Origin of the sequence: Enterobacter sp. 50588862 (assembly GCF_001462935.1) — a bacterium.
Taxonomy (GTDB): Bacteria; Pseudomonadota; Gammaproteobacteria; order Enterobacterales; family Enterobacteriaceae; genus Enterobacter; species Enterobacter bugandensis.
Window position 1 is genome coordinate 250956 of the sequence record NZ_LNHM01000036.1, and the last position, 20588, is coordinate 271543.

A 20588-nucleotide genomic window follows, 5' to 3' on the forward strand; every position below is an offset into this window, starting at 1 on the left:
GTTATTGGCGAAAGCGACAATTCGTGAGCCGTTTGTTGTTTCAAAATTGTTAACAATTTTGTAAACTGCGGGCGGATAGAACGACCCGGTGGACGACGGGTATAAACTAAGAGGTCATGATGAGCACAGAAATCAAAACTCAGGTCGTAGTACTTGGGGCAGGCCCGGCAGGTTACTCCGCAGCATTTCGCGCAGCGGATTTAGGTCTGGAAACCGTCATCGTAGAACGTTACAGCACCCTCGGCGGTGTTTGTCTGAACGTCGGCTGTATCCCTTCTAAAGCGCTGCTGCACGTAGCGAAAGTGATCGAAGAAGCCAAAGCGCTGGCTGAACACGGTATCGTCTTCGGCGAGCCGAAAACCGACATCGACAAAATTCGTACCTGGAAAGAGAAAGTTATCACTCAGCTGACCGGCGGTCTGGCGGGTATGGCCAAAGGCCGTAAAGTGAAAGTGGTAAACGGTCTGGGTAAATTCACCGGTGCGAACACCCTGGAAGTGGAAGGCGAAAACGGCAAAACCGTGATCAACTTCGACAACGCGATCATCGCGGCAGGCTCTCGCCCAATCGAACTGCCATTCATTCCACATGAAGATCCGCGCGTGTGGGATTCCACCGATGCGCTGGAGCTGAAAACCGTGCCTAAGCGTCTGCTGGTGATGGGCGGCGGTATCATCGGTCTGGAAATGGGTACCGTGTACCATGCGCTGGGTTCAGAGATCGACGTGGTTGAAATGTTCGACCAGGTTATCCCGGCTGCTGACAAAGACATCGTTAAAGTCTTCACCAAGCGCATCAGCAAGAAATTCAACCTGATGCTGGAAACCAAAGTGACTGCCGTTGAAGCGAAAGAAGACGGTATTTACGTTTCCATGGAAGGCAAAAAAGCCCCATCCGAACCACAGCGTTACGACGCCGTGCTGGTGGCTATCGGCCGTGTGCCTAACGGTAAAAACCTCGACGCGGGCAAAGCTGGCGTGGAAGTGGACGACCGTGGCTTCATCCGCGTTGACAAACAGCTGCGTACCAACGTGCCGCACATCTTTGCTATCGGCGATATCGTCGGTCAGCCAATGCTGGCGCACAAAGGTGTTCACGAAGGCCACGTTGCCGCTGAAGTTATCGCCGGCATGAAGCACTACTTCGATCCGAAAGTGATCCCATCTATCGCGTATACCGAGCCAGAAGTGGCATGGGTGGGTCTGACCGAGAAAGAAGCGAAAGAGAAAGGCATCAGCTACGAAACCGCCACCTTCCCGTGGGCGGCTTCTGGCCGTGCTATCGCGTCCGACTGCGCAGACGGTATGACCAAACTGATCTTCGACAAAGAGACTCACCGCGTTATCGGTGGTGCGATTGTCGGTACCAACGGCGGTGAGCTGCTGGGTGAAATCGGTCTGGCTATCGAAATGGGCTGTGACGCGGAAGACATCGCGCTGACCATCCACGCGCACCCGACTCTGCACGAGTCCGTGGGCCTGGCGGCTGAAGTGTTTGAAGGTAGCATTACTGACCTGCCAAACGCGAAAGCGAAGAAGAAATAATTTTCTTCAGATAAAAAAAGCGGCCTGAGGCCGCTTTTTTTATGCGCGGCGTTCAGGGGGCTACAGGCTGCCAGGTGTTATCAGGTGCGTATGAGGCCAGCGCCCGGGCCTTCTGCTCCGAATCGCTGCCAAGATCGGACTGGTACACCTTGTCGTCCTGGTTTATCACAAAGCTCATGACGCCTGTCTGACCATAGCTGACAGGCCACGCCACCATCGCGAAACCGTTATTATCCGGCAGGATCCGGAAGCGATAGCCGTGATAGCCGGTACCCGGCTCTTTCGGGCTAAATGCCGGTCCGAGCGGACTGGGCGTTTCGCCGGGTGAGACGGGCCAGTACAAACCGTCTTTCTTCCCTTCCGAGCTGACAATCTTCTGTGCGTATTTCTGGTTCATCGCAAAGTAGCTTTGCTGCGCATCAACATAGGCATGCAGGGCTTCAATGGCGGCAAGTTCGTTACGCCCGATTTCACGGGTCAGGATCTCTTCAGCCCCTTCTTTGATATCGAATTGCCAGCCGGAGGCGGTTTTGATCACCGGAATGGGAAGTTGCCAGCCGCTGTCTCCGACAACCAGATGCGCTTTATCGCCTTCGACAATGGTGTTATGACGGACTTTCCAGTCGCGCAGAAAGCGATCGACTGCGTCAGGATCAACGCCTTCAGATGGCAGAAAATCGCGCCAGTTTTCGCCGAGCAGGTTGTTCATCGCGCTTTCGTTTTGCTCGCGGATGGCGCTTTCCAGCGCATTGGTAGCCTGTTCTGGTGAGCTGAAGGATTGCTGCGCCATGACGGTCGCCGAGACCATGAACAACACCATTCCACTGAGTAATTTACGTTTCATGTCGGCTCCCTTAGCGATGACGGAATTCACGGTGCTCAGCACGTCCAGCCGCTGCCGGGCGTAGCTGCTGCTGACGAGCGGCGAGGTGTCTGCTTTGCGCCCCACGCTGCTGCTGCGCCTGCCAGTTGGCGGAACGGCTGTCGTTGCCGCTCAGTGCATTGGCCCGGAGCTGACTGTTTCGCTGCTGGAAGGGACGTTGCTGAGAGGGCTGAACCCGTTTCTCTTGTCTCTGCGCGGTGGTCTGGCGGTTTTCTCGCTGCTGCGTGGTGGCCCGCTTCGCCGTCTGCGGTTTGGTGTCATAGCCACGGTAGTTATTGCGCTGAGAAATCTGTTTCAGCTGTTCACTTGAGGCCTGTCGCTGCGCCGCTTTCGTGCCCGGGCGAGCAGTCTGTGGGAAGGTTTTACCTGTCGATTTCTCCATCTGGCTCAGCGCCGCCTGACGCTGGCTATCGCGATTAACCGGTTGTTGCGTTGCACTAAGCCCCGTGGCCGTGTTGGTGGAGTGGAAACGCGTGTTGAGCTGGTTTGTCGGGTAGGGGACACCTTCCCGATAGGCCGGGTTGTGCTGCCAGATACGGTTGGCGTCCGTCAGGCGTTGTCCGCTGATTTTATTGAAGTTCTCAACGTTAATATTGATGTTGTTATCACCGTTGCGGTTGTAGCCGCCGTGATTATCCCAGTCACCGTCATGATGATGGTCCCAGTCATCGTCATCATCCCAGTCGATGTTGCTGAAGATGGCATAAGTTGTGGCGACACCCAGGCTGAAACCTAAGCCGTTGACGAAGCTGTTGCCAAACTGCTCTCCGGGCGTGGGCGGGAGATAGGTGGGAGGATAGGCGGTGTTGGGCCAGGTCCCGTAAACCGTATTGGGATTATAGGTGGGGACGTAAACCACCTGCGGGTCGGCAGATTCAATTTTGATCACCGTCGGGGCCGGTGCGGACGTGGTGGTTGACGTTGACTCGGTGGTGCTGGTTTTTGCCGGTGCGGGTTTCGTTACCGTGGTGACCGTCTGCTGAGGCGTAGATTGCAAGGCGCCGGTCTTCTGCGCCAGCGCGCGCAGGCGTTGAACAGAATCCATTACATCTTTCGGCTGGGCGAGAAACGCATCGCCCAGATTTTGTACCCACGGCGGATTCTCTCCCATCAGCGACATAAGCTGAGGAAACGCGACCAGGGATTTTACGCTGGGATCCCAGGGCTGGCTGGCAATGGCCTGAATCGCGGCGTCCCCTTCCATTTTGGGGTTGTCTTTGGACCACTGCGCCGCTTGAATCACGTTGGCCGGGTAGGTCGAGGCCATCAGGATCTGTGACAGCAGAGCATCCGGGTAGAGCGCGATGGGGGCAACCCACTGATCGATTTGCGCGGCAGTGTAGGTTGGCGCGACCACAGGGGCGGGTTGTGCTACTGCCGGCGTAGCCGAAGCAACTGGCTGTTGCGCGACGGGGGCTGGCGCAACGGGTTCCGTTGCACGACTTTTGACAAACATGACGCCTGAGGCGGCAAACAGCCCGGCACTGCACAGAAGGACAAGCAGATGTGGCTTAAAGGGCAACTTCATAAAATGACTCCAACGAGACAGGCGCTGTGCCGTGAGGCGTTACGGTTGGCGTGAGTATTATTCACCCGTCTTTTACTGTTTTGACTTTTATTGGGAAGCGTCCGGTACGTCCGGATAAAGAGTGTGAGTATTTATTACACAATTATATGCGATGCGGGAAAAGGCGCCGGGAATTCAGAAGGCCGCTCTTGCGAGCGGCCAGCAGCTAGTTGCCGAGGTTAACCACAAACAGCACCGTGATGTCGGATATGTTCCAGCCACCGTGCAGTGCGGTAAGCAGTAAACCGGTCACAACGATCAGCGCATAGACTCGCATCTCCATTGCGTGCGTTCCTGTACAGGCTACGCGGGTTCATTCTTCACCGGGAAAGACTGAACCAGGCAAGTTGGTGTTGCCGCGTAGGTTACGGAACTGCTCCCGGGCCCGGTGACTGGTTGCTACACCAGCGAAGCAGGCCGAGATGAAGCGTAATCGACTCAGTGGGAATTCTGAAGTTGATAAATGAAGTTAACCGGTTTTTCATTCGAAACAGGAAGGTGCTACGCAAAATTGACATAATGGCTTGCAAGCCTGCAGGGTGTGATGCAAAATTCATTGCGTTGGGGTTGCCGCAAACCTGCCAACCCGGTGTGCTACCACCGCAAGGCAACAAAATAACCGCTATCAGGCGGTTTTTTTGTCCCCAAAATTCACCTCGTCTCCCCGCTACACCATGCTTAACGATTCAGCAAACTTTTTAATGTTGCTTTTTTGTAAACGGATTAACACTGTGCAGAAATCCTGCTATGCTGCCCGACGCGGTATCGGGCATTTACCCTACAAACTGCTGTCTCACAGGAGCGTGAAGAGAACGCCCGCCGCATATGACAATGAGAGCGAGGAGAACCGTCGTGCTAGAAGAATACCGTAAGCACGTAGCAGAACGTGCCGCCGAGGGAATTGTACCCAAACCTTTAGATGCAACCCAAATGGCCGCGCTCGTCGAGCTGCTGAAGAACCCGCCTAAGGGCGAAGAAGAATTCCTGTTAGATCTGTTGATCAACCGCGTACCGCCTGGCGTAGATGAAGCTGCCTACGTAAAAGCCGGATTCCTTGCTGCTATCGCCAAAGGCGAAGCCACCTCCCCACTGGTTACTCCTGAAAAAGCCATTGAACTGCTCGGCACCATGCAGGGTGGTTACAACATTCATCCGCTGATTGACGCGCTGGATAACGACAAGCTGGCACCGATTGCCGCTAAAGCGCTCTCTTCCACGCTGCTGATGTTCGATAACTTCTACGATGTAGAAGAAAAAGCCAAAGCGGGCAACGTCTATGCGAAGCAGGTGATGCAGTCCTGGGCCGATGCCGAATGGTTCCTGAACCGCCCTGCGCTGGCGGAAAAAATTACCGTGACCGTCTTTAAGGTGACCGGTGAAACCAACACCGATGACCTGTCTCCGGCTCCGGACGCGTGGTCTCGTCCAGATATCCCGCTGCACGCCCTGGCGATGCTGAAAAACGCCCGTGAAGGCATTGAGCCGGATCAGCCGGGCGTGGTTGGCCCGATCAAACAGATCGAAGCGCTGCAGAAGAAAGGTTTCCCGCTGGCCTACGTCGGTGACGTTGTGGGTACCGGCTCTTCCCGTAAGTCCGCCACCAACTCCGTACTGTGGTTCATGGGCGACGACATTCCGCACGTGCCGAACAAGCGCGGCGGCGGCCTGTGCCTCGGTGGTAAAATTGCGCCAATCTTCTTCAACACCATGGAAGATGCGGGCGCGCTGCCAATTGAAGTAGATGTGAGCAACCTGAACATGGGCGACGTGATTGACGTCTACCCGTATAAAGGCGAAGTGCGCAACCACGAAACCAACGAGCTGCTGGCAAGCTTCGAACTGAAAACCGACGTGCTGATTGACGAAGTGCGTGCCGGTGGCCGTATTCCGCTGATCATCGGGCGCGGCCTGACCACCAAAGCGCGTGAAGCGCTGGGTCTGCCGCACTCCGACGTTTTCCGTCACGCGAAAGACGTGGCAGAAAGCAACCGCGGCTTCTCGCTGGCACAGAAAATGGTGGGTCGTGCCTGCGGCGTCGCCGGTATTCGTCCTGGCGCATACTGCGAGCCGAAGATGACCTCCGTGGGCTCTCAGGACACCACTGGCCCAATGACCCGTGACGAACTGAAAGACCTGGCGTGCCTGGGCTTCTCTTCTGACCTGGTGATGCAGTCCTTCTGCCACACGGCGGCCTATCCGAAGCCGGTTGACGTGACCACGCACCACACGCTGCCAGACTTCATCATGAACCGCGGCGGCGTGTCACTGCGTCCGGGTGACGGCGTCATCCACTCCTGGCTGAACCGTATGCTGCTGCCGGATACCGTGGGTACCGGCGGTGACTCCCATACCCGTTTCCCAATCGGTATCTCCTTCCCGGCGGGCTCCGGCCTGGTGGCGTTTGCTGCAGCGACCGGCGTAATGCCGCTGGACATGCCTGAATCCGTGCTGGTGCGCTTCAAGGGCAAAATGCAGCCGGGCATCACTCTGCGCGACCTGGTTCACGCGATCCCGCTGTATGCCATCAAACAGGGCCTGCTGACCGTTGAGAAGAAAGGCAAGAAAAACATCTTCTCTGGCCGCATCCTGGAAATTGAAGGTCTGCCGGATCTGAAAGTTGAGCAGGCATTTGAGCTGACCGATGCATCCGCCGAGCGTTCTGCGGCTGGCTGTACCATCAAGCTGAACAAAGAGCCGATCATTGAGTATCTGACCTCCAACATCGTGCTGCTGAAATGGATGATCGCGGAAGGCTATGGCGACCGTCGTACGCTGGAGCGTCGTATTCAGGGCATGGAAAAATGGCTGGCGGATCCGCAGCTGCTTGAAGCCGATGCTGACGCAGAGTACGCGGCGGTGATCGACATCGATCTGGCGGATATTAAAGAGCCAATCCTCTGTGCGCCGAACGATCCGGACGATGCGCGTCTGCTCTCTGACGTGCAGGGCGATAAGATCGACGAAGTGTTCATCGGCTCCTGCATGACCAACATCGGCCACTTCCGCGCCGCCGGTAAGCTGCTGGATACCCACAAAGGCCAGCTGCCGACCCGCCTGTGGGTGGCACCGCCAACCCGTATGGACGCGGCTCAGTTGACCGAAGAGGGTTACTACAGCGTGTTCGGTAAGAGCGGGGCGCGTATCGAAATCCCTGGCTGCTCCCTGTGTATGGGTAACCAGGCGCGCGTGGCCGACGGTGCGACGGTGGTTTCCACCTCTACCCGTAACTTCCCGAACCGTTTAGGTACTGGTGCGAACGTCTACCTGGCCTCTGCGGAGCTGGCGGCGGTTGCGGCGCTGATTGGCAAACTGCCAACGCCGGAAGAGTACCAGACCTTTGTGGCGCAGGTGGATAAGACGGCGGTGGATACCTATCGCTATCTGAACTTTGACCAGCTTTCTCAGTACACCGAGAAGGCTGACGGGGTTATCTTCCAGACGGCAGTATAAACAGCAAAACCGTCTCTACGAGACGGTTTTTAGTGTTTGCACCCTCTCCCGTGGGAGAGGGACGGGGTGAGGGCATCAGGCCGCAGGGCCTTGCTCTCACCTTTTTATTTTCATTCCTCCCACCTCTCCCGCTTTTTTTCTTTCCCTCTGCTGCGATAATTACCCTAATGGCTTTGCAGAGGAAAACGCTATGGATTACGAATTTTTGCGCGACATCACTGGCGTGGTGAAAGTGCGCATGTCGATGGGGCACGAAGCCGTTGGACACTGGTTTAACGAAGAGGTGAAAGAAAATCTCGCCCTTCTTGATGAAGTCGAACAGGCGGCAAATACGGTGAAAGGCAGTGAGCGCTCCTGGCAACGTGCCGGGCATGAGTACACCCTGTGGATGGACGGCGAAGAGGTGATGGTGCGCGCCAACCAGCTTGAGTTTTCAGGGGATGAGATGGAAGAGGGGATGAGCTACTACGACGAAGAGAGCCTGTCGCTGTGCGGCGTGGAAGACTTCCTGCAGGTAGTGAATGCCTATCGTGAGTTCATGAAACAGAAGTAACTCCCCGAAGCGTCCCTGCTCCGGGCAACACTTACACGGCCGGAATATTGCGGCCGTAGTAGATTTCGCGCATTTCTTTCCAGAGCAGGTCGGTGATGACCTTGCGCTCTTCTTCACTTAAATCTTCCGGTTTCGTGTGGAACATGTAGTGCTTAAGGTCGAACTCCTTAAGCATCATCTTGGTATGGAAGATGTTTTCCTGGTACACGTTCACGTCCATCATGTCATACAGCGATTTCATATCCTCAGACATAAAGTTCTGAATGGAGTTGATCTCGTGGTCGATGAAGTGCTTCATGCCGTTGATATCACGGGTAAAACCGCGCACGCGATAATCAATCGTGACGATGTCCGATTCCAGCTGGTGGATTAAATAGTTCAGCGCGTTCAGCGGGGAAATCACGCCGCAGGTCGACACTTCAATATCCGCGCGGAACGTGCACAGCCCACCTTCCGGGTGGCTTTCCGGGTAGGTGTGAACGCAGATATGGCTTTTGTCGAGGTGGGCGACGACCACTTCCGGCAGCGGACCCGGGTGTTCAGTTTTGTCGATAAGCTTCGGGTCGACCGGCTCTTCGCTGACCAGAATGGTGACGCTGGCACCCTGGGGCTCATAATCCTGTCGGGCGATGTTCAGAATATTGGCACCGATGATCGAGCAGGTTTCTGACAGGATCTCGGTCAGACGGTTGGCGTTGTAGAGTTCATCGATATAGGCGATGTAACCATCGCGTTCTTCCGCTGTTTTGGCATAGCAGATATCGTAAATACAAAAACTCAGGCTTTTGGTCAGGTTGTTAAAGCCATGTAGTTTAAGCTTTTTCAATTAGCTCACCCCCTTAGTGGATAATGCGTCTTGCAGGTACTGCGGCAGAGCAAACGCTGCGGTATGAATAGCCGGATTGTAGTAGCGGCACGTGAGCCCGGCCTGATGGAAGCGGGCCTGGATAATTTCGGTAGAGAGATGACGCAGCACGTCGTTGTCCGTTGCCCATGCAAAGGTCATGATCCCGCCGTAATAGGTTGGAATCGCCGCCTGATAGAAGCTGACGTCACCGAAATAGGTGCTGAGCTTGCGATGGCTGTCGAGGGCTTCATCCTGCTGCAGGAAGCAGACGCCATTTTGTGCGACGAAGATACCGCCCGGGTTCAGGCAGCGCTTGCAGCCTTCGTAGAACGAGGAGGTAAACAGCGACGCGCCAGGGCCGATGGGGTCGGTACAGTCAGAGATAATCACGTCGAAGGTCTGCGTGGTCTGGTTAACAAAGTTAACGCCGTCGTCGATAACCAGATTAAAGCGCGGATCGTCATAGCTGCCGGCATTATGGTTGGGCAGGTACTGGCGGCAGAAAGAGACCACGCCCGCATCGATCTCAACCATGGTGATGGTTTCAATGGAACGATGACGTGAAACCTCGCGCAGCATTGCGCCGTCGCCGCCGCCGATAATCAGAACATGCTTCGCGTGTCCGTGGGCCAGCAGCGGAACGTGGGTCATCATCTCATGATAGATAAACTCGTCGCGCTCGGTCGTTTGCACAACGCCATCCAGGGCCATCACGCGGCCAAAGGCGGCGTTTTCGAAGATGATCAGATCCTGGTGATCCGTTTTCTCATGATAGAGCACGTTATCAACGGCAAAGTACTGACCAAACTGGTCATGCAGTGTTTCATGCCACAACGTGTGGTCGGCCATACGCGGACTCCTCCTTTGTTAACATCCGTAACGCTCACAAAAAATGAGCGAAACATGATAGCTAACTATAACCGTGGTTGCACGGGTATAGGTTGAACAGGGGGCGTCGGGAAGGTTATTTCACGTAGGCGAGCAGGCTGAGCGAATCGCGGGCCAGCGCTTTGCATTTTTTAGCCGTGGGAATGCCAATACCGCTCAAGTCACGGTAGCTGTCTTCACCGAGCGCCTTCATGTCAAAGCTGTCGTAATTGCTGAGATCCCACTGGTTCTGCTGGGCGAAAAAGACCAGCGCGCGGCGAATTTGCCCGTTGGGTAAATTCTGGTAGCCACAATCATTTTTCAGGAATACAAAAACCGCCGTTAAATCGGCCATATCTTCCGCTTCATTTTCACTGAGCGCATAGCTGTTCGCACACATTGCCATCAGGCTACCGAACAAAATTGTCCTGAAAAACGTCTTCATTGCTTCTACCACTTCTTCACGGAAAATTAACGTTAGCACACTTGATGCCAGTGCGACGATCTTTATTATTGCCGCTTTACTTGACCTTCCGGTAAGGGGAGGGTTTATGCTCAAAAGATCGCCTGCTGGAAATAAGGAAATGAACATGCAACGTCGTGATTTTTTAAAATATTCCGCTGTGCTGGGGGTTGCCAGCGCATTACCACTCTGGAGCCGCGCGGTTTTTGCGGCTGAAAGGCCTGCCTTACCCATTCCTGACTTACTGACCGCAGACGCCCGTAGCCGTATTCAACTCGTTGTTCAGGCCGGTAAAACCTCCTTCGCCGGGCACAGCGCTACTACCTGGGGCTACAACGGCAATCTGCTCGGCCCGGCACTTCAGTTACGCAAAGGGAAAGCGGTGACGGTGGATATCCACAATACGCTTGCCGAGGAGACCACGCTGCACTGGCACGGGCTGGAAGTTCCGGGCGAAGTGGATGGTGGTCCCCAGGGCGTTATCAAACCTGGGGGTAAACGCAGCGTAACCTTTACCCCTGACCAGCGGGCGGCAACCTGCTGGTTCCACCCGCATCAGCATGGCAAAACGGGCCATCAGGTGGCAATGGGGCTGGCCGGACTGGTGTTGATTGAGGATGACGAAAGCCGTCTCCTGCGCCTGCCAAAACAGTGGGGTATCGACGATGTGCCGGTGATTGTGCAGGACAAAAAATTCAGCGCGGACGGGCAGATTGACTACCAGCTGGACGTGATGAGCGCGGCGGTCGGCTGGTTTGGCGATACGCTGCTGGCCAACGGTGCGATCTATCCGCAGCACGCCGCCCCGAAAGGCTGGCTGCGCCTGCGCTTGCTTAACGGCTGTAACGCCCGCTCGTTGAACTTCGCCACCAGCGATAAGCGCCCGCTTTACGTGGTGGCAAGCGATGGCGGCCTGCTGCCAGAACCGGTAAAAGTAAGCGAGCTGCCGATGCTGATGGGCGAACGCTTCGAAGTGCTGGTGGACATCAGCGACGGCAAGCCGTTTGACCTGGTAACGCTGCCTGTCAGCCAGATGGGGATGGCAGTGGCGCCGTTTGATAAACCGCATCCGGTGCTGCGCATTCAGCCGCTACAGGTCACGGCCTCCGGTACGCTGCCGGACACCTTAGCCACGCTGCCAGCTCTCCCGTCGCTGGATGGGCTCACGCAGCGTAAGCTTCAGCTCTCCATGGACCCGATGCTCGACATGATGGGCATGCAGGCGCTGATGAAAAAGTATGGCAATCAGGCCATGGCGGGAATGCACCACGGCCAGATGATGGGCCACATGAATATGGACCACGGCAAAATGGGTGGTATGGATCACGGCGGTCACGGGTTCGATTTCCACAACGCCAACATGATCAACGGCAAAGCGTTCGATATGAACACGCCGATGTTTGCCGCCACGAAGGGGCAGTTTGAGCGCTGGGTGGTATCAGGGGAAGGGGACATGATGCTGCACCCGTTCCATATCCACGGCACGCAGTTCCGTATTCTGTCTGAGAACGGTAAAGCGCCGGAAGCGCATCGAGCAGGCTGGAAAGATACGGTGAGAGTGGAGGGCGGCGTCAGCGAGGTGCTGGTGAAGTTCGACCACGAAGCGCCTGAAGAGTTTGCCTATATGGCGCACTGTCATCTGCTGGAGCATGAAGATACGGGGATGATGCTCGGTTTTACCGTATAAAAAAAGCCGGGTGGCGGCTTCGCCTTACCCGGCCTGGATTGCTAAATACGGCAACTTTCGTTGCCGTTTTGCTTTTATTTTCCTTCGTCCGGCAGTGCATACGCGACAATATAGTCGCCCATCTTCGTACCAAACGAACCGTGACCACCCGCAGAAATGACAACGTACTGCTTGCCATTCACTTCATAGGTCATCGGCGTTGCCTGTCCACCGGCCGGCAGACGGCCTTGCCACAGTTTTTCACCGTTGGTCATGTTGTACGCGCGCAGGTAGTTATCTGCGGTTGCCGCGATGAACAGCACGTTACCGGCTGTGGAGATTGGACCACCCAGCATTGGCATACCCATATTGAACGGCACCGGAACCGGCATCGGGAACGGCATGCTGTCCTGCGGGGTACCAATACGTTTTTTCCAGACGATCTGGTTGGTTTTCAGATCCAGACCGGAGATGTAACCCCAGGCAGGCTGTTTACACGGCAGACCAAACGGAGACAGGAACGGGTTCAGGGTAACGCCAAACGGTACGCCATACTGCGGCTGGATACCGGCTTCGGTCCCGCTGCCTTTCGCGTCTTTCGGCTGCTCCATCGGGTTACCCGGACCGCGTGGGATCAGACGGGAAACGAACGGCAGCGCCATTGGGTTGGCAATCGCCACCTGACGGTTAGGGTCGACGGAAATACCGCCCCACTCAAACATTCCCAGGTTGCCCGGGAAGACCAGCGTACCCTGCTCAGACGGCGGCGTGAAGATGCCTTCATAGCGCAGCTGATGGAACATCACGCGACACACCAGCTGGTCAAACATGGTGGCACCCCACATGTCTGCACCGCTGAGGTCTTTCTTCGGACGGAAGCTCAGGTCAGAGAACGGCTGGGTTTTGCTGACGTAGTCGCCTTTGGCCGCACCCTGCGGAACCGGTTTTTCCGGGGCAGGCACAACCAGCTTACCGTTGCTGCGATCCAGCACGAAGATGTTGCCGGTTTTAGCCGGAGCGTAAATGACCGGCACGGTTTTGCCGTTAACGGTAATGTCCGCCAGCGTCGGCTGGGACGGCATATCCATATCCCACAGATCGTGGTGAACGGTCTGGTAGCTCCAGGCCAGCTTACCGGTAGTCGCGTTCAGCGCCACGATAGCGCTCGCATAACGCTCCTGCTCCGGCGTGCGGTTACCGCCCCAGATATCCGGCGTAGTCACGCCCATTGGCAGGTAGACCAGGTCCAGCTTCGCGTCATACGCCGCTGGCGCCCAGGAGTTTGGCGAGTTAAAGGTAAAGGTGTGTTCATCCGACGGGATCGCGTTCGGATCTTTCGCACCCGGGTCGAAGGCCCACAGCAGTTTACCGGTGTTCACGTCGAAACCACGGATAACGCCGGAGGTTTCGCGGGTGGAGAAGTTATCCGTTACCGAACCGGCAATCACGATGGTTTTATCGGTGATGATTGGCGGTGAGGTTGGCTCATACAGACCCGGCGTGGTGTCCGGCATGTTGGTCTGAAGATTCAGGATACCTTTGTTGGCGAAGGTTTCACACAGCTTGCCCGTTTCGGCATTGATGGCGAACAGACGACCATCGTTCACCGGCAGCATGATGCGGCGAGGACAGTCGGCAATAACTTCCGGGCTCGCATTATCCGGGCGCGCTTCGTGATAAGAGACGCCACGGCAGGTCACGTGCTGGAAGGATGGGTTGGAGTTCAGCTGTGGATCGAAGTGCCATTTCTCATTACCGGTGGCCGCGTCGAGCGCGAACAGACGCTGGTGCGCCGTGCACAGGTAGAGCATGTTGCCCACTTTAATCGGGGTCACTTCGTTGGTCAGCTCGCCCGGATCGTTCGGCATCTTCAGGTCGCCGGTACGGAATACCCAGGCTTCCTTCAGGTTTTTCACATTGTCCGCGTTGATCTGCTTCAGCGGGGAGTAGCGTTGACCTTCCTGGTTACGGCCATAGGCAGGCCAGTCGCCGTCCGCCACCTGCGAAATAGCCGCAGCCGGCGTCGATTCCGCGTTCAGCGTACCGTTGATCTCCTGCGGGTCGTTAAAACCGGCCCAGGTCAGGATGCCGCCACTAATCAGCAGGGCAACAACCAGACCGGCCACGGCACCGCTGGAAGGGACGATCAGACGACGCCAGACAAACGGCAGGATCAGCCAGATGCCGAAGAAGACCAGGATGTCACTGCGCGGCGTCAGCGCCCAGAAGTCGAAGCCGACTTCCCAGACGCCCCAGATCATGGTGGCAAGAAGGAGTGCGGCATACAGCCACAGTGCAGATTGTTTTCTACGCCAGAGCAGGACGGTTACGCCAAGCATAACCAGGCCCGCAATCGGGTAGTACCAGGAGCCGCCGATCGCGACCAGCCAGACGCCACCGATTAACAGGTACAGGCCGCAGAAGGCGGCGAATAACGCTGTTAGTGTCACCAGTAGACGCGGCTGTTTAGAGTTTGTTTCAGCCATAGAAAGTGTACTCGTCAGTTTTTGTTAATAATTTGCTAGCAACTAATTATAGGTATTAACAAGTGTGATCGGAATCACAATATTTGCTTTTTATAACTCATACGCCAGGCTTATCCATTTACTGATATAATGGCCGGCTTGCGTATCGATGCCGGAGCAAGATTCATCCGCATTGAAAGATTTTCATCAAAATCATTTGGTTAGTAATATGAAACATACTGTTGAAGTGATGATCCCGGAAGCCGAGATCAAAGCGCGTATCGCCGAACTGGGTCGTCAAATCACCGAGCATTACAAGGACAGCGGCAGCGAAATGGTGCTGGTTGGTCTGCTGCGCGGTTCTTTCATGTTCATGGCAGACCTGTGCCGTGAAGTGCAGGTACCGCACGAGGTCGATTTTATGACCGCTTCCAGCTACGGCAGCGGCATGTCCACAACCCGTGATGTGAAAATCCTGAAAGATCTGGATGAAGATATTCGTGGCAAAGATGTGTTGATCGTTGAAGACATCATTGACTCCGGCAACACCCTGTCAAAAGTGCGCGAGATCCTGAGCCTGCGTGAGCCAAAATCGCTGGCGATTTGCACCCTGCTGGATAAGCCTGACCGCCGTGAAGTGCAGGTGCCGGTGGAGTTTGTTGGTTTCTCTATCCCGGACGAGTTCGTCGTCGGTTACGGTATTGACTACGCGCAGCGTTATCGTCATCTGCCATACGTTGGGAAAGTGGTATTGCTGGACGAGTAATTGCGGCCTGATGCCCTCACCCCGGCCCTCTCCCACAGGGAGAGGGAGTAAACCCCCGGCTTTGTTTATTTATGGTTTACGTGCTTAAGCTGAAGGTTGGCAATGCCTGAACGGTAACGCTGCTCCAGCGTTTCGCGGTTGGTGGCGGTCACTTCCAGGTTGCGCAGCAGACCATCATGAATACCGTACGCCCAGCCGTGGATCGAGACCTTCTGTCCGCGCTTCCACGCCGATTGCATGATCGTTGAGTGGCCAAGGTTATACACCTGCTCCATCACGTTGAGTTCGCACAGGGTATCCATGCGGCGCTCCTGCGGCATTTCGCCCAGCAGTGAGCTATGTTTGAACCAGATATCGCGAATGTGGAGCAGCCAGTTATCAATGAGCCCCAGCTCCGTGTTTTCAACCGCCGCCTGCACGCCGCCGCAGCCGTAGTGGCCGCAGATGATGATGTGCTCGACTTGCAGAACGTCAACGGCATACTGAACCACGGAAAGGCAGTTGAGATCGGTATGAATCACCAGGTTGGCAACGTTGCGGTGAACAAACAGTTCGCCGGGCTCGAGGCCGGTCAGGCGCTCCGCCGGTACGCGGCTGTCGGAGCATCCAATCCAGAGAAAGCGTGGGTTTTGCGCCTGCGCGAGTTTTCCAAAAAATCCGGGGTCTTCCTCCACCAGCATTTTTGACCATAGTGCATTATTGCTGATGAGTGTATCTATGTTGTTCATGGAGGTTAGCGACCTGTAACCGAGTAATTGCGTTGCGCTACTATAGGGTAACCCGACTTTTAATGAAACCACACAACGTGTGTCAGAACTGAAGGTAAGTTAATTTCATGGCAATTGCACTGGAGCTTGAGCAGCTTAAAAAAACCTATCCGGGCGGCGTTCAGGCGCTGCGCGGAATAGATCTAAAAGTAGAGGCCGGGGATTTTTACGCGCTTCTGGGGCCGAACGGGGCGGGGAAATCCACCACCATCGGGATCATCAGCTCGCTGGTGAATAAAACGTCCGGACGGGTGAGCGTCTTTGGTTACGACCTGCAAAAAGATGTGGTAAACGCCAAGCGCCAGCTGGGGCTGGTACCGCAGGAGTTCAACTTCAACCCGTTTGAGACGGTGCAGCAGATTGTCGTTAACCAGGCGGGTTATTACGGCGTTGAGCGTAAAGAGGCGCTTGAGCGTAGCGAAAAGTACCTGAAACAGCTCGATCTGTGGGAAAAGCGTAACGAACGTGCGCGGATGTTGTCCGGGGGGATGAAGCGCCGCCTGATGATTGCCCGCGCGCTGATGCACGAGCCGAAGCTGCTGATCCTTGATGAACCCACCGCAGGCGTGGATATCGAACTGCGTCGTTCTATGTGGGGTTTCCTAAAGGATCTTAATGACAAAGGCACCACCATCATTTTGACCACCCACTACCTTGAAGAAGCAGAGATGCTGTGCCGCAACATCGGCATCATTCAGCACGGCGAGCTGGTGGAAAACACCTCGATGAAGAATCTGCTCTCCAAGCTGAAATCCGAAACCTTTATTCTGGATCTGGCGACGAAAAGCGCCCTGCCGAAGCTGGAAGGGTATCAGTATCGCCTGGTCGATACCTCGACGCTGGAAGTAGAGGTGCTGCGCGAGCAGGGCATTAACAGCGTGTTCTCCCAGCTGAGCGCGCAGGGTATTCAGGTTTTAAGTATGCGTAACAAAGCGAACCGACTGGAAGAGCTGTTTGTCTCTCTGGTGCAGGATAAACAAGGAGACAAGGCATGACGCATCTTTACTGGGTCGCGCTGAAAAGTATCTGGGCGAAAGAGATTAACCGCTTTATGCGTATCTGGGTGCAAACCCTGGTACCGCCGGTCATCACCATGACGCTCTATTTCATCATCTTCGGCAACCTGATTGGTTCCCGCATTGGTGAGATGCACGGTTTTACCTATATGCAGTTTATCGTGCCGGGCCTGATTATGATGGCGGTGATCACCAACGCTTATGCCAACGTGGCATCCTCATTCTTTAGCGCTAAGTTCCAGCGCAACATTGAAGAACTGCTGGTGGCGCCGGTGCCAACGCATGTGATTATTGCGGGCTATGTGGGCGGCGGCGTGGCGCGCGGTTTGTGCGTAGGCATTCTGGTGACGGCGATTTCGCTGTTCTTCGTGCCGTTCCAGGTGCACTCGTGGCTGTTCGTGGCGCTGACGCTGCTGCTCACTGCGATCCTGTTCTCGCTGGCCGGGTTACTGAACGCGGTGTTCGCCAAAACCTTTGACGACATCAGCCTGATCCCGACCTTCGTGCTGACGCCGCTGACCTATCTCGGCGGGGTGTTCTACTCCCTGACGCTGCTGCCGCCGTTCTGGCAGGCGCTGTCGCACCTGAACCCGATCGTCTACATGATCAGCGGTTTCCGCTTTGGCTTCCTCGGCATCACCGATGTGCCGCTGTTTACCACGGTGGCGGTGCTGGTAGTGTTCATCATCGTCTTCTACCTGCTGTGCTGGTATCTGATCCAGCGCGGACGTGGGCTGCGTAGCTAACCTTCTGCCCGGTGACGTTCTGGTTGCCGGGCACTTTCTTTGACAGTTATCACCGTAAACTAACCTTCACCTGGATAAACTACTCGCCTGCTAAGGAGAGACGATATGCTGGGATGGGTTATCACCTGCCACGATGAACACGCGCAGGATATGCTGGATAAGCTTGAAGCTAAATTTGGTCCGCTGGCGCAATGCCGTGCGGTGAATTACTGGCGCGGTTTAAGCACCAACATGCTGAGCCGCATGATGTGCGATGCGCTGCATGAAACCGACACGGGCGATGGCGTGATCTTTCTGACCGATAAGTCCGGCGCGGCGCCTTATCGTTCCGCCGCGCTGTTAAGCCACAAGCACGAAAACTGCGAAGTTATCTCCGGCATCAGCTATGCGCTGCTGGAAGCGATGTACCCGCTGCGTGAGCCGCTGAGCAGCGCCGAATTTCGCAATACCCTCGTTAATATGCAGGTTCCGGGCTTAAGTAGCCTGTGGCATCAGCAGCAGAAAAACCCGCCTTTCGTCCTGCTTCACGATCTGTATAAGCATTAAACGTTGGTATTGATGTCGCATTTGTTACAATGGCTACTGATTTCCCGTATCGATTTATATCCCATGCTCATGCGCGTTGTTTTCCTGCTGTTACTGCTGATATCCGGCGGCGCATCTGCCAGTCTGATCAGTCAGCAAGGGCTTCCCGCCCGATATATGCAAACCACTGAAGATGCTGCCATTTGGGCTCAGGTAGGTAACGACGTGGTGAACGTCGGCAATATCCGCGCCGGGCAGATCTTAGCCGTTGTTCCCACTGCCGCCGATTATTACGAATTTCGCTTCGGCTTCGGAACCGGATTTATTGATAAAGGACATCTGGATGAGGTGCAGGGAAAACAGCGCGTTGAAGACAGCCTGGGCGATCTGAACAAGCCGCTCAGTAACCAGAACCTGATTACCTGGAAAGATACGCCGGTCTTTAACGCCCCCAGCAGCGGCAGCGCGCCTTTTGGCACGCTAAGCGCCAACCTCCGCTATCCGATCCTGACTAAACTGAAAGATCGCCTGAACCAGACCTGGTATCAGATCCGTATTGGTAACCGCCTGGCATGGATCAGCAGCCTGGATGCGCAGGAAGATAACGGGCTTCCGGTCCTCACCTACCATCATATTTTGCGTGATGAAGAAAACACGCGCTTTCGACATACCTCAACGACCACCAGCGTAAGGGCGTTCAATAACCAGATGGCCTGGCTGCGCGACCAGGGCTACACCACGCTGACGATGTATCAGCTGGAAGGGTATGTGCGTAATAAAATGAACCTGCCCGCTAAGGCGGTGGTGATCACCTTTGATGATGGCCTGAAATCGGTCAGCCGCTATGCGTACCCTGTTCTGAAAGAATATGGCTTCAACGCCACGGCGTTTATCATTTCGTCACGTATCAAAGGCCATGCGCAGAAGTGGGATCCTAAATCACTGCAGTTTATGAGCGTCCAGGAGATCAAGAGTATCCAGGATGTCTTTGACATTCAGTCTCACACCCACTTTCTGCATCGCGTGGATGGGTATAAACACCCCATATTATTGAGCCGCAGCTATCATGTGATCCTGTTTGATTTTGAGCGCTCCCGCCGCGCGCTGGCGCAGTTCAACCCGCGGGTGCTTTATCTGTCGTATCCTTTTGGTGGCTATGACAATAAAGCGATAAAAGCGGCAAACGACGCCGGTTTCCATCTGGCGGTGACCACGGTGAAAGGGAAGGTGAAGCCGGGGGATAATCCGTTCTTACTGAAACGCCTGTATATATTAAGAACGGATTCGCTGGAGACGATGTCGCGGCTGATCAGCAATCAGCCGCAGGGGTAGCTTAATAGTAGGAGAGGTTGATGGTCGCGACGGCTTTAAATTCGCCTGCTTTCATCGGTTTACCGTCTTTTACGAGCTGGGCGGAGAAGTCCATCATGCCGAATTCCGACCCCGGTGATGTTGCCGTGGATAAACGCGTAAAGGCAAGCCCGTTAGGCGGTAACGGCGTTGAGTTGTAAGCGTAAAGCTGCACCCCCACGCCTTCGGCGCCTCCCGTCAGCGTGTTCCCCAGCAGTTCATTCTGTGAACCCGTGGTTTTGTTTGCCTGGAGTTTTACATCCACCGCCCAGACGTTATCGCATCCCAAAATTTGCACCCGGAAATTGGTGGTGCGGGGCGATACGTTAAAATCCGACATCATGTATTCGCCCAGATCGATGTTATTGCCTTTATCCAGCTGCGCGGTCTGGCAGGTCGACGTCACGATGGGAACCTGGAAGGTTGTGGGTGTGACCATAAATGTCCAGGGCTTGTTATTACTGTCGCTGGAGTCGCCTAGCGACATCTCTCCCAGCGAAAAGGTCGTCGCGGGCGTGATGGTGGTATAGTTATTATGATTGCCATTACTATTCACGAAATCATACGAATCCTGCCAAATGGTGATACGCGCTTTCCAGGTTTTACCATCCCATATTGTGTCGCTGGGATTAACCAGTGTCGACCAGCCGTTACGGTCAAGATCCCCGCCCCCGCCGAAATAGCCTCCACCCGCGCTGGAGTAGATTTTTACAGAAAAAACTACGCCTTCTATATTCGTCTTATAATAGTTACCCGTCTCTCCGTCGATCTGAGGTCCACGTCCGCGTGTGTAAGCGTTATCCGTTGTTTTTTGCCTAAGTTGTTTTCCATCATTACCCATGCTGCATTCCGAAGTAAGCGTTGGGCTGAGATTAAGCTCGAAGGTAGCCAGCTCTCGCATGGTCAGTATTTGCCCCCCGCCATTGGCAGCCCAGCGAATTCCCTGAGGATAGCTCCCGTTTACAAGGTATGTCGTTCCGCCATAGCCATTACCAAATCGACATTCTTGAGCCGCCCATGCCTGTCCATAAAGCACCAGCCAACCCGTTAGCACAATTTTGGTCAGCAAAAGAAAAGACCAACGTCCTGTCATGTTTCTGAACATTCTCATCC

At 55.2% G+C, this 20588-nt stretch carries 17 protein-coding genes; 9 read left to right on the forward strand and 8 right to left on the reverse strand.

From position 1 onward, the window contains the following. Nucleotides 1–119 precede the first annotated feature (119 nt). On the forward strand, nucleotides 120–1544 hold the full coding sequence (gene lpdA, locus APT89_RS19380; protein ID WP_003856313.1) for a dihydrolipoyl dehydrogenase: 1425 nt from the start codon (nucleotides 120–122) through the stop codon (nucleotides 1542–1544). 52 nt (nucleotides 1545–1596) lie between these two features. Here the strand turns inward: lpdA and APT89_RS19385 are convergent, their stop codons facing one another. Further along, entirely contained in the window at nucleotides 1597–2388 is a 792-nt protein-coding gene (locus tag APT89_RS19385) for a DUF2950 family protein (protein WP_047363475.1), read from the reverse strand. Nucleotides 2389–2398: 10 nt separating this feature from the next. Beyond that, the gene (locus APT89_RS19390; protein WP_060573325.1) at nucleotides 2399–3955 is read right to left on the reverse strand and encodes a DUF3300 domain-containing protein; all 1557 of its coding nucleotides are present in this window, start codon (nucleotides 3953–3955) and stop codon (nucleotides 2399–2401) included. An 891-nt stretch (nucleotides 3956–4846) separates the two neighbouring features. Here APT89_RS19390 and acnB point away from each other — a divergent pair. Together acnB and yacL are read left to right on the forward strand one after the other, a co-directional pair. Continuing rightward, a complete protein-coding gene (gene acnB / locus APT89_RS19395; RefSeq protein WP_045631164.1) occupies nucleotides 4847–7444 on the forward strand; it encodes a bifunctional aconitate hydratase 2/2-methylisocitrate dehydratase in 2598 nt (865 codons plus the stop codon). Nucleotides 7445–7634: 190 nt separating this feature from the next. After that, the gene (gene yacL / locus APT89_RS19400) at nucleotides 7635–7997 is read left to right on the forward strand and encodes a protein YacL (protein WP_041911228.1); all 363 of its coding nucleotides are present in this window, start codon (nucleotides 7635–7637) and stop codon (nucleotides 7995–7997) included. A 31-nt stretch (nucleotides 7998–8028) separates the two neighbouring features. On the opposite strand, the gene speD is transcribed toward yacL, so the two are convergent. From speD to APT89_RS19415, 3 genes are all read right to left on the reverse strand, one after another. Then, entirely contained in the window at nucleotides 8029–8823 is a 795-nt protein-coding gene (speD, locus tag APT89_RS19405; RefSeq protein WP_041911227.1) for an adenosylmethionine decarboxylase, read from the reverse strand. Next, on the reverse strand, nucleotides 8824–9693 hold the full coding sequence (gene speE, locus APT89_RS19410; RefSeq protein WP_028015536.1) for a polyamine aminopropyltransferase: 870 nt from the start codon (nucleotides 9691–9693) through the stop codon (nucleotides 8824–8826). It lies immediately after the preceding gene. Nucleotides 9694–9808: 115 nt separating this feature from the next. Beyond that, complete coding sequence (locus APT89_RS19415; RefSeq protein ID WP_014882582.1) at nucleotides 9809–10156, reverse strand: YacC family pilotin-like protein; 348 nt, start codon at nucleotides 10154–10156, stop codon at nucleotides 9809–9811. A gap of 145 nt (nucleotides 10157–10301) precedes the next feature. Here APT89_RS19415 and cueO point away from each other — a divergent pair, with 145 nt between their 5' ends. Continuing rightward, nucleotides 10302–11861 (forward strand): multicopper oxidase CueO, encoded by a 1560-nt coding sequence (gene cueO / locus APT89_RS19420; protein WP_060573327.1) that lies wholly within the window; start codon nucleotides 10302–10304, stop codon nucleotides 11859–11861. Nucleotides 11862–11935: 74 nt separating this feature from the next. Here cueO and APT89_RS19425 read toward each other — a convergent pair whose 3' ends face one another. Next, entirely contained in the window at nucleotides 11936–14326 is a 2391-nt protein-coding gene (locus APT89_RS19425) for a glucose/quinate/shikimate family membrane-bound PQQ-dependent dehydrogenase (protein ID WP_060573329.1), read from the reverse strand. Between the two features lie 208 nt (nucleotides 14327–14534). On the opposite strand from APT89_RS19425, the gene hpt reads away from it, so the two are divergent. After that, nucleotides 14535–15071 carry a hypoxanthine phosphoribosyltransferase gene (gene hpt, locus APT89_RS19430; protein ID WP_014882585.1) on the forward strand — a complete coding sequence of 179 codons (537 nt, stop codon included), beginning with the start codon at nucleotides 14535–14537 and terminating at the stop codon, nucleotides 15069–15071. Nucleotides 15072–15136: 65 nt separating this feature from the next. Here hpt and can read toward each other — a convergent pair whose 3' ends face one another. Then, nucleotides 15137–15799 (reverse strand): carbonate dehydratase, encoded by a 663-nt coding sequence (gene can, locus APT89_RS19435; RefSeq protein ID WP_008501947.1) that lies wholly within the window; start codon nucleotides 15797–15799, stop codon nucleotides 15137–15139. 107 nt (nucleotides 15800–15906) lie between these two features. Here can and APT89_RS19440 point away from each other — a divergent pair, with 107 nt between their 5' ends. The 4 genes from APT89_RS19440 to APT89_RS19455 all read left to right on the forward strand — a co-directional run bounded on the left by APT89_RS19440 (nucleotide 15907) and on the right by APT89_RS19455 (nucleotide 19457). After that, a complete protein-coding gene (locus APT89_RS19440) occupies nucleotides 15907–16833 on the forward strand; it encodes an ABC transporter ATP-binding protein (protein ID WP_060573331.1) in 927 nt (308 codons plus the stop codon). Continuing rightward, nucleotides 16830–17600, forward strand: coding sequence for an ABC transporter permease (locus APT89_RS19445; RefSeq protein ID WP_008501945.1), 771 nt, complete (start codon nucleotides 16830–16832; stop codon nucleotides 17598–17600). Before APT89_RS19440 ends, APT89_RS19445 begins: the two co-directional genes overlap by 4 nt. A 105-nt stretch (nucleotides 17601–17705) precedes the next feature. Then, entirely contained in the window at nucleotides 17706–18146 is a 441-nt protein-coding gene (locus tag APT89_RS19450) for a PTS sugar transporter subunit IIA (RefSeq protein ID WP_060573333.1), read from the forward strand. A 63-nt stretch (nucleotides 18147–18209) separates the two neighbouring features. Then, nucleotides 18210–19457 carry a polysaccharide deacetylase family protein gene (locus tag APT89_RS19455; protein WP_047363486.1) on the forward strand — a complete coding sequence of 416 codons (1248 nt, stop codon included), beginning with the start codon at nucleotides 18210–18212 and terminating at the stop codon, nucleotides 19455–19457. 1 nt (nucleotide 19458) lies between these two features. On the opposite strand, the gene APT89_RS19460 is transcribed toward APT89_RS19455, so the two are convergent. Then, a complete protein-coding gene (locus APT89_RS19460; protein WP_157846188.1) occupies nucleotides 19459–20580 on the reverse strand; it encodes a fimbrial protein in 1122 nt (373 codons plus the stop codon). Nucleotides 20581–20588 lie beyond the last annotated feature (8 nt).